The 8,505-nt window shown below is 64.6% G+C and carries 6 protein-coding genes; all 6 read left to right on the top strand.

The window, feature by feature from the left end:
* Positions 1–10 precede the first annotated feature (10 nt).
* The 6 genes from Q1W26_RS19415 to Q1W26_RS19440 all read left to right on the top strand — a co-directional run bounded on the left by Q1W26_RS19415 (position 11) and on the right by Q1W26_RS19440 (position 8,192).
* On the top strand, positions 11–748 hold the full coding sequence (locus Q1W26_RS19415; protein ID WP_300443509.1) for an aspartate/glutamate racemase family protein: 738 nt from the start codon (positions 11–13) through the stop codon (positions 746–748).
* Positions 749–1,120: 372 nt separating this feature from the next.
* Positions 1,121–2,176 carry a YCF48-related protein gene (locus tag Q1W26_RS19420; protein WP_300443512.1) on the top strand — a complete coding sequence of 352 codons (1,056 nt, stop codon included), beginning with the start codon at positions 1,121–1,123 and terminating at the stop codon, positions 2,174–2,176.
* A gap of 66 nt (positions 2,177–2,242) precedes the next feature.
* On the top strand, positions 2,243–4,609 hold the full coding sequence (locus Q1W26_RS19425) for an MMPL family transporter (protein WP_300443515.1): 2,367 nt from the start codon (positions 2,243–2,245) through the stop codon (positions 4,607–4,609).
* A gap of 99 nt (positions 4,610–4,708) precedes the next feature.
* Complete coding sequence (locus tag Q1W26_RS19430; protein ID WP_300443518.1) at positions 4,709–6,337, top strand: DUF1302 family protein; 1,629 nt, start codon at positions 4,709–4,711, stop codon at positions 6,335–6,337.
* Between the two features lie 24 nt (positions 6,338–6,361).
* On the top strand, positions 6,362–7,630 hold the full coding sequence (locus tag Q1W26_RS19435; RefSeq protein WP_300443521.1) for a DUF1329 domain-containing protein: 1,269 nt from the start codon (positions 6,362–6,364) through the stop codon (positions 7,628–7,630).
* 103 nt (positions 7,631–7,733) lie between these two features.
* Positions 7,734–8,192 (top strand): heme-binding protein, encoded by a 459-nt coding sequence (locus tag Q1W26_RS19440; RefSeq protein ID WP_300443523.1) that lies wholly within the window; start codon positions 7,734–7,736, stop codon positions 8,190–8,192.
* The last annotated feature ends 313 nt before the right edge of the window (positions 8,193–8,505 follow it).

Below are 8,505 nucleotides of genomic sequence, written 5' to 3' on the forward strand. Positions count from 1 at the left end.
AGGGCACTCGATGAGCAAGCGGGTCAAGATGATATTTCCCGTTCCGATGAGCGAGGCGACGCGACCGATGGTCGAATCCCAGCTGCCGCCGGAGTTCCGGCGCAGCGACATCGAGGTGGGCTTTGTCGGCGCGGGCAGCACGATCACCCTCGCGGACACGTACTACGACATGGCCATCATGGAGCTAGCGGTGATCCAGGCCGGCATCCAGGCGGAGGAGGAGGGCTTCGACGCGGTGTGCATCAACACCGTCAGCGATTCAGGCCTCGCCGCCCTGCGGGCCCGGCTCAAGATTCCGGTGCTCGCCCCGGGGCAGAGCGCCTTTCATGTGGCGTCCATGCTGGGTCACAAGTTCAGCATCCTCACGATGTGGGAGCGTTGGTTTCCCCTGTACCGCAAGACCCTCAAGGAATACGGCCTCGAATCCCGGCTCGCCTCGATCCGCGCCATCGACGTCCGCCCCGACACGGTGGAGCTTCTGAGCGGCAAGGAGGACATCGTGTTCGCCAAGCTCGAGGAGGCCGCGCTGAAGGCCATCCGCGAAGACGGGGCGGACGTCATCGTCCTGGGGTCCACCACGATGCACCAGTCCCACGCCTACCTGGCCTCCCGGCTGCCCGTGCCCGTCCTCAACCCGGGCGTGGTGGCCTACAAGATGTGCGAGCTTTTCCTGGATCTGGGCCTCGCCCACAGCAAGAAGGCTTTCCCGTCGCCCGAAACCTTGAAGGATGCCGCCTTCGGGGTCTGATTCATTGTCTTGAGCACCTCGCCTCCGCCACCTGATGGGGGCCGCAGGGCAGCGCCGGCGTGGTTCCGCAGACCACGCCGGCGCTGCCCTGCGCCGCTTGTGGGCGCGGCATCGGATCGCCGCAAACCGCAGCTGTTTTGAGCGTCCCTTTGCCGTCAGGCAGGGCGCGGCATCGGTGCGTCGCGGGTTTGGCGGCGCATGGGCCCGCCCGCCGGGCCCCCGCCTGCGCGGCCCCGCAAATCACCTGCGCGCAGTGGTAAGTCCCTGCGCTTGCCGGATAGTCGCCTGATACCCCTGATCCTTAGATTGTCACCATGTTCTGGTGGCCCGAAGCCACGGGTTTCCTTCCCCTAACTGGATATCAAACGACCTATGGATCGCATTTCTTCGACTGTCGAACCCGAGCTCACGAGTGCCGAAGCCCGGCATTCGGGGCTCCGGGGCAAGGTGGTGAAGGTCACGGTTTCGAGCATTCCGTGGCTGATCATCGGTGGGCTGCTGTGGGCCGGCCTGTTCATCAAGCCCCAGCCGGAAGGCGGCACCGTGAAGCCGCCCGAGCTTGAGCGGCGCGATCACTTCTACGGCATTTCCCCGGCGCCGGACGGAGGCGTCTGGGTGGCCGGCTCGGGCGGCAAGATCCTGGCCGTGGACAACCAGGGACGCGTGCGCCCGATGGCGTCCGCCACCCAGCAGACGCTGCAGGACATCGCAATCTGGGACGGCGGCCGGGGTGTGGCCGTCGGCAATGAGGGCGCGGTGCTGATCACCTCGAACGGCGGCCAGAGCTGGAGCGCGGTGGATGGCGTGCCCCGCTCGGCAGTGGCCAACAAGCTCACGCGGGTGCGCGTGGGGGCGGACGGGCAGGCCGTCGCCACCGGCGAAATGGGGGCGTTGCTGTTCAGCAAGGATTACGGCGCCACCTGGAGCCGCCTGCGGGACGAGGAGGATGTCGCCTGGAACGATGTGGCCCTCCTGCCAGGTGGTGGCCTGGTGGTGGTCGGCGAGTTCGGCCGCATTCTGGTGAGCCCTGATGGCGGCGGCACCTGGCAGACGCCGAAAGTCCCGGTCGAGAGCTCCCTGATGTCGGTGGCCTTTCGCACTGCGACCGACGGCGTGGCGGTGGGCCTTGAAGGCGTGGTGCTCACCACGCGGGACGGCGGCCGCAACTGGCAGCAGGAAAAGCAGGGCAATCACAGCCATCTCTTCGACGTGGCCTGGGACGCCGCCAATCAGCGCTGGCTGGGGGTGGGCGCGCTCGGCGCGTGGGTCCGCGCCGGCATCGACGCGACCGACTGGCAGAGCGGCCAGCTGGATGAGCGGGATCTGGCCTGGCACACCCGCATCCTGCCGATGGGCAAGGAAGCCTGGCTCGCCGGCGCGAACATCGGCCGCTGGGACGGCACGCTCTGGCATGCCCTGGGCCGCTGAACGGGCGCCCTTCGTCCCTGCCACCCCTTACTTCCCACGCTTCATAAACTGTTCGGGTTCAACATCATGATCGAAAAAATCGCCGCATTCTGTATGCGCCGGCGAGCCTTGGTTGCGGGCGTGATCGCGCTCCTGACCCTCGTGCTCAGCTGGTTTGCCCTGCGTATCGAGGTGCGCACCGTGTTCGAGGACATGCTCCCGTCCCGCCACGAGTACGTACAAACCCATCAGAAGTTCAAGGACACCTTCGGCGGCTCGAACATGGTCACGATCATGCTCGAGGTGGACAAGGGCGACATCTTCGACATGGAGGTGCTGGAGAAGGTCCGCACGCTGACCCTCGGCCTGCGCGAAGTGTCGGCGGTCAATCCGTTCCAGATCACCTCCCTCGCCTCGAAGAAGCTCAAGGAGGTGCGCGCCTCGACGGACGGCATTGAAACCCGGCCGCTGATGTGGCCGGAGCTGCCGGCCAACGCCGAAGAGCTGGCCGCCCTCAAGCAGGCCGTGCTGCGCAACCCGCTGGTGTATGGCCCCTATGTATCCAAGGATCTCCAGGCCGCGCTGATCACGGTCGACTTCATCGACCGGGAGGTGGACTACACCAAGGTGTTCGAGGAGATCGGCGCCCTGGTGAAGAAGGTGGAAAGCGACCGGGTCGGTGTCCGGGTGGTCGGCGCGCCCATCCTGTATGGCTGGGTGGAGCATTACCTGCCGGAAACCCTGAAGCTGGTGGCGGCCGCCCTGGCCCTGACGCTGGCCATGCTGTTCCTGCTGCTGCGCACCTGGCGTGGCGTGATCCTGCCGCTGCTGGCGGGGGCGGTGAGTGCCACCTGGGCGCTGGGCATCTGCAACCTGCTGGGCATCCACTTCGAGCCGCTGGTCATCGTGGTGGCCATGTTGATCACGTCCCGGGCGGTGTCCCACTCGGTACAGATCGTCAATCGCTTCGATGACGAGCTGGAACACATTTCCCAGGGCATCGAGACCTCCCGCCAGGCGGCCCACGTCGCGCTGGTGGACCTGTTCCGCCCCGGCATGGTGGGGGTGATCGCCGACGCGGCCTGCATGGCGGTGGTGGCGCTGAGCCCGATCCCGATGCTGCAGAAGCTGACCCTGCTGTCGGTGGTGTGGGTGATGACCCTGACCATCAGCGCGGTGATCCTGACGCCGGTGCTGCTGTCCTGGATCCGCCAGCCCAAGGGCACGGTTCATGGGCTGAACCTCGCGCCGCTGCTGCGCAAGGTGCTGGATTTTGCGCTGTGGATGGCGCTCTCCCGTTTCCGTTACGTGGTCATCGGCTGCAGCGTGCTGGTGCTGCTGAGTTCGGGTTACTACGCCTTCAAGCTCAAGGTGGGCGACGCCAACCCCGGCTCCCCCATCCTGTGGCCGGAAGCCACCTATAACCAGGATTCCACGGCGATCAACAACCGTTTCGACGGCGTCGACCGCATGTTCGTGGTGGTGGGCCAGGACGGCAAGGAAGGCCTCGTCAAGAGCAACGAAGTCCTCCAGGCCATGAACCGCTTCCAGCGCTTCATGGAAGTGCAGCCGGAGATCGGTGGCTCGATCTCGATCGCCGATGTCGTGCCGGTGCTCAACCGCACCCTGCGGGAGGGGAACCCCCGCTACGAGGAGCTTGGCGCGACGGCGGCCGTCAATGGCAGCCTGATGGCGATCCTGGAGTCCGTTTCCGAACCTGGCGACATGGACCGCTTCGTGGATAGCCAGGCGGCCAATGGTTCCGTCACCCTGATGTTCCGCGACCGCCAGGGCGCAACCATCCGCACGGCCATGGCCCGCGTGAAGGAATTCGTTGCCCAGAACCCGCTGCAGACGGGCGAATGGCAGCTTGCCGGCGGCCTGATCGGCATCACCGCGGCGATGAACGAGGTGATCCTCGCCAGCCAGATCGAAGGCGTGGCGCTGGCGCTGCTGGTGCTGATGATCATCTGCACCGTCGTCTATCGCTCCACGGTGGCGGGCATGCTCTTCATGCTGCCGGTGATCATCTCCAACACCCTGACCTTTGCCTTCATGGCCTGGAAGGACATCGGGATGAGCATCAATACCGTGCCGGTGGCGGCGCTGGGGATCGGTCTGGGCGTCGATTACGCCTTCTACATCGCCGATCGCATCAAGGAAGAAATCGCCATCGGTACCTCTCCCGAGAACGCCATCCGCATCGCGCTGAACTCCGCCGGCATGGGCGTGCTGGTAACCGCCAGCGTGCTGATCCTCAGCACCCTGCTGTGGTGGGTCTCGTCGCTGCGCTTCCAGGCGGAGATGGGCCTGCTGATGGCGATCTGGCTGGGCATCTCGGCGATGTCCGCGCTGTTCGTGCTGCCCTCCGTCATCTATGTGTTCCGGCCCGACTTCATCTTCGGGCGCAAGGACCGGCCCCTCCTGGCCGGCCTCCAGCCGCAAGCACATTAACCCTTGTCGGTAGCCGGGCAGCGTGTCTGCCCGGCCGCCCTCTGCGCGTCTTAAAACCGCCGGATATCCGGCACAACCTCAACAGCTCAGGAGAAGATGATGACAAATGGAAAAATGGGAGGTCGGCGGCTGGCCTGCAGGCCCAAGAACATCGCCGTCGCGGTGATGCTTGCCGCCGTGTCCCAGACCCCGAGCGCTGGGGAGCCGGGTGACGTGAAGCTCGACGGCTTCCTGCGGCAGGAGTTCTCCTGGAATACCGCGGACTGGAAGGACACGCCGAACTACAACGACCGCGGCAAGCTGTCGATGGCGCGCTCCACGGCCCGCATGAACATTGACTGGACGCCGGTCCGCGACGTGTCGGTGGTGGCCAAGCTGCGCGCCGTGGGCGAGTTCAAAACGCCCTTCCTGAACCATCTGGAAAAGATGGGGGCCTATAACTACGGCAGCGGCAGTGGTCGTGGCGACATCATGGAGCTCTACAACAAGAACGATATCAGTGATGTCGTTCGCGAGCTGTTCGTGGATTTTCCGGTGGGGGACCGCGCGCGGCTGCGCCTGGGCAAGCAACAGGTGGTGTGGGGTGAAACCGACTTCTTCGCCGCCAACGATCTCGTCCATGGCTTCGATTACACCTGGCGCTCCTTCCTCGAGCCGTCCAACGAGGAGCTGCGCAAGGCCAGCATCATTGCCAAGCTGAACGTCGACGTGCCTGAGCTGGACGGTGGCGTCGAGATGTTCGTGCGCCCGGGCTGGGACCGCAAATCGGACATCGGCACCGAATTCGACGTGTACGGCGGCCGGTGGTCGAACCAGTCGGTGGCGGGGGTGGATTTCCGCAACATCGACCCCTACGACTTCCGCAACGCCAAGGGCAACGCCCGGGAGGTGACGGGTGGCGTGCGCTGGACCGGTCTTGCCAGCGACATCAACTATTCCGTGTCCTACCTCAAGACCTTCTGGCCCAGCCCCATGCTCAACCCGGCCAGCACGCTCAAGCTGTTCGGCCTGCCGACCACCCCGTCGGGCGCAGCGACCCTGGGACGGCCCGACAGCCTGGGCGTGGCGGGCGATCTGATCTATCCCACCGTGGATGTGTTCGGCGCCACCGCGAGCGGGTACGCAGGCTGGGCCGACGCGGTCTTCAGCACCGAGGTGGCGCTGATCAAGGATGCGCCTTACCAGTTCCAGAACGGTCCGCTGGCCGGCGCCTTGTCCCAGGCGGTCGCGCCGGGCTTCGACGGCATCAAGCGCAAGGATCTGCTGGCGTGGATGCTGCGCATGGACAAGAACATCGCTGCCACCCAGACCTGGCTCGGCAGCGAAAAGCCGATGTTCTTCTCGGTGCAGCTCTTCGACAAGTGGCTCATTGACTACGAGAAGGGCGAGCGCCTGCTCAACGCGGTGGGTGCCGGTCAGCTGACCAAGGAGCATTCCATGCTGCTGACGGCGATCTTCGACCTTTCGTACAACAACGGCCGGGTCAAGCCCAACCTCGTGGTGGGCACCGATCTGACCTATGGCGGCGGCTTCCTCGCCCCCTCCGTGACCATGGAGCTGAACAAGCAATGGCGCTGGAAGGTGGAGTACGACAAGTTCTGGGACGACAACCACCGCGATCTCAATAAATGCCCGGCGGGCAACGTGGCCGTCTGCGACAGCGCAAGTCTGTTCGGCTACTTCCACCGGCGTGACCAGCTTTACACCAGCCTGACCTATCTCTTCTGACCAATCCCTTCCGGAGCTAACACCATGGCTACATGCAAACCCCTCGTCCTCGGCGCCTGCGCAGCGGCTGTCGTGCTCGCCTTCAGCACTGCCCAAGCGGCCGAGCTGCCGCCCGGCACCGTGATTTCCGCCGACAACATCGACAAGATCAAGAACGACACCTTTGAAGGCCACACCATTGCCAGCCTGCTGACCGAAAAAATGGAGTGGCGCATCCGCAGCAACGGCTGGAAGCTGCCTCTCGCCAAATCCCAGAAGGTCAAGCTCGACCCGAAATGGCTGAAGGCCTCCGAAGCCAATGCCGGCAAGACGAAGATCAACGCCGAAACCTGTCAGGTGGATGGATGGACGGCCGGCCAGCCCTTCCCCAACATCGACATGAAAGACCCCCAGGCCGCCGAAAAGATCGTCTGGAACTGGCACCTCGGGCAACTGCTCGGTGATGTGGCGATCGTGCCCTTCTACACCCAGGTTCTGATCGACAGCCAGAAGGGAGTGCACGCCGAGCCGGTGGCGGAGTTCACCCGCTATTCGATGAAGGGGCGTCTGTCCGGTGGCGACTCGGCAGAGGGCGACGGCACCCAGCGGGGCCGCCAGTTGCTCTACTTCAAGTCACCCTCGGACATGAAGGGCATCGGTACTTTCACGGTTCAGTACGATTCGGCGAAGGTCAATGACGTGTGGGCCTATGTGCCCGCCGTGCGCCGGGTCCGCCGGCTGTCTGGCGGCGCGTGGATGGATCCGGTGGGTTCGTCCGATCAGCTCCAGGACGACCTGGACATCTTCAACGCCCGTCCCTGCTGGTACAAGGGCTACAAAATGCTGGGCAAGCGTTACGTGCTGGCCGTCGCACACAGCAAGTACCCGCTGTGGAACGCCAAGGGCGACAGTTTCGAGAAGAAATACCCGGTACTCGAGAACAAGCCGCCCTACTGGAACATGAACAACAACAACTTCGAGCCGCGCGAGGTTTACGTGGTCGAGGCGATCACGCCGTCGGAGCACCCTTACAGCAAGAAGGTGCTCTACATCGACACCCAGTTCCCGCGCATCCATTACGGTGAGGCCTACAACCGCAAGGGCGAGTTCTGGAAGTTCATGGAATGGCATTCCTACCCGGGCAAGGCCGAGGACGGCTTCCTCGACATCCGCACGGCGGCCGGCGCGATCATCGATTTCCAGCGCAACCACGCCACCGTGTCCCTCATCGATACCGCGTCCTGGAAGACCAACCCGCCGAATGTGAAGGAATCCGACGTTTCCCTGCAAAGCCTGCAGGCCGCCGGACGCTGACCGCCTGCGTGTGAGGTGATCAACAGGGGCGATGCCCGTGCGCGGGCACGCCCTTTTTCCTGAAGCATGCGGCGATCCCATCGTGACGCCGCGGGAGAATCGAATGGAACCCCCGAACATGAAGGGCGCGGCCCAGCCGGTGGGCATCGTCCAGCGCAACATCAGTCGCCATGCAGCCCTGCGCATGGCCATCGCCGCCGTCGACGAGGCGGAACGTCTGGGCGTCCATGTGAATGCCGCGGTGGTGGACCGCCACGGCACGCTCATGGCCTTCCTGCGCATGCCGGACTCCTCCCTCTTTTCCGTTCAGACCGCCATGGACAAGGCCTACTCGGCCGCCAGTGCGCGCCTTGCCACATCCCGCTGGGTCGAGGCCCTGTCGGGCTACCCCGAGATCGTCCAGCAGAACATCCTGCAACGCCCCAGGCTGGTGGTGTTCGGGGGCGGGATTCCCGTTGCGCTGGACGGTGAGGTTATCGGCGCGATCGGCGTATCGGGGGGGAGCGTGGAAGAGGATGAACAGTGTGCGGCAGCAGGCTTGCAGGCCGTGATCGAGGCCTGAGCGCTGCAGACGTGATCGGAAGGCAAAAAAATTGGTTCTGTTCCCGTTAAGTGTGGAAAGCGTTTTCCCCGCGACAGGTCGGGCTTTCCAAGTCTGGCAGGCCTGCCGGGGGGGTAATGGCATCGTCTTGGCTTGAGCTTTTACGGGCAGGCTTTCCCGTGTTTGGCGTCACGTTGGCCGGGATTTCCCACGGCCGGGTTTGCACACCCGGCCGGCTACGGCGGCGCGGAGCGATGCTCCGCGAAACCCCGCCTCCGCCCCCGGCGGGCGACCTTCTTTCTTGCTTCGCCAAGAAAGAAGGCAAAGAAGGCGA

Source organism: Zoogloea sp. (assembly GCF_030157465.1).
Taxonomy (GTDB): domain Bacteria; phylum Pseudomonadota; class Gammaproteobacteria; order Burkholderiales; family Rhodocyclaceae; genus Zoogloea.

Excerpts from the sequence above, each read along its gene's own strand:
- Q1W26_RS19415 (WP_300443509.1), top strand. The coding sequence starts at position 11 with ATGAGCAAGCGGGTCAAGATGATATTTCCCGTTCCGATGAGCGAGGCG.
- Q1W26_RS19425 (WP_300443515.1), top strand. The coding sequence starts at position 2,243 with ATGATCGAAAAAATCGCCGCATTCTGTATGCGCCGGCGAGCCTTGGTT.
- Q1W26_RS19430 (WP_300443518.1), top strand. The coding sequence starts at position 4,709 with ATGACAAATGGAAAAATGGGAGGTCGGCGGCTGGCCTGCAGGCCCAAG.
- Q1W26_RS19435 (WP_300443521.1), top strand. The coding sequence starts at position 6,362 with ATGGCTACATGCAAACCCCTCGTCCTCGGCGCCTGCGCAGCGGCTGTC.
- Q1W26_RS19420 (WP_300443512.1), top strand. The coding sequence starts at position 1,121 with ATGGATCGCATTTCTTCGACTGTCGAACCCGAGCTCACGAGTGCCGAA.
- Q1W26_RS19440 (WP_300443523.1), top strand. The coding sequence starts at position 7,734 with ATGGAACCCCCGAACATGAAGGGCGCGGCCCAGCCGGTGGGCATCGTC.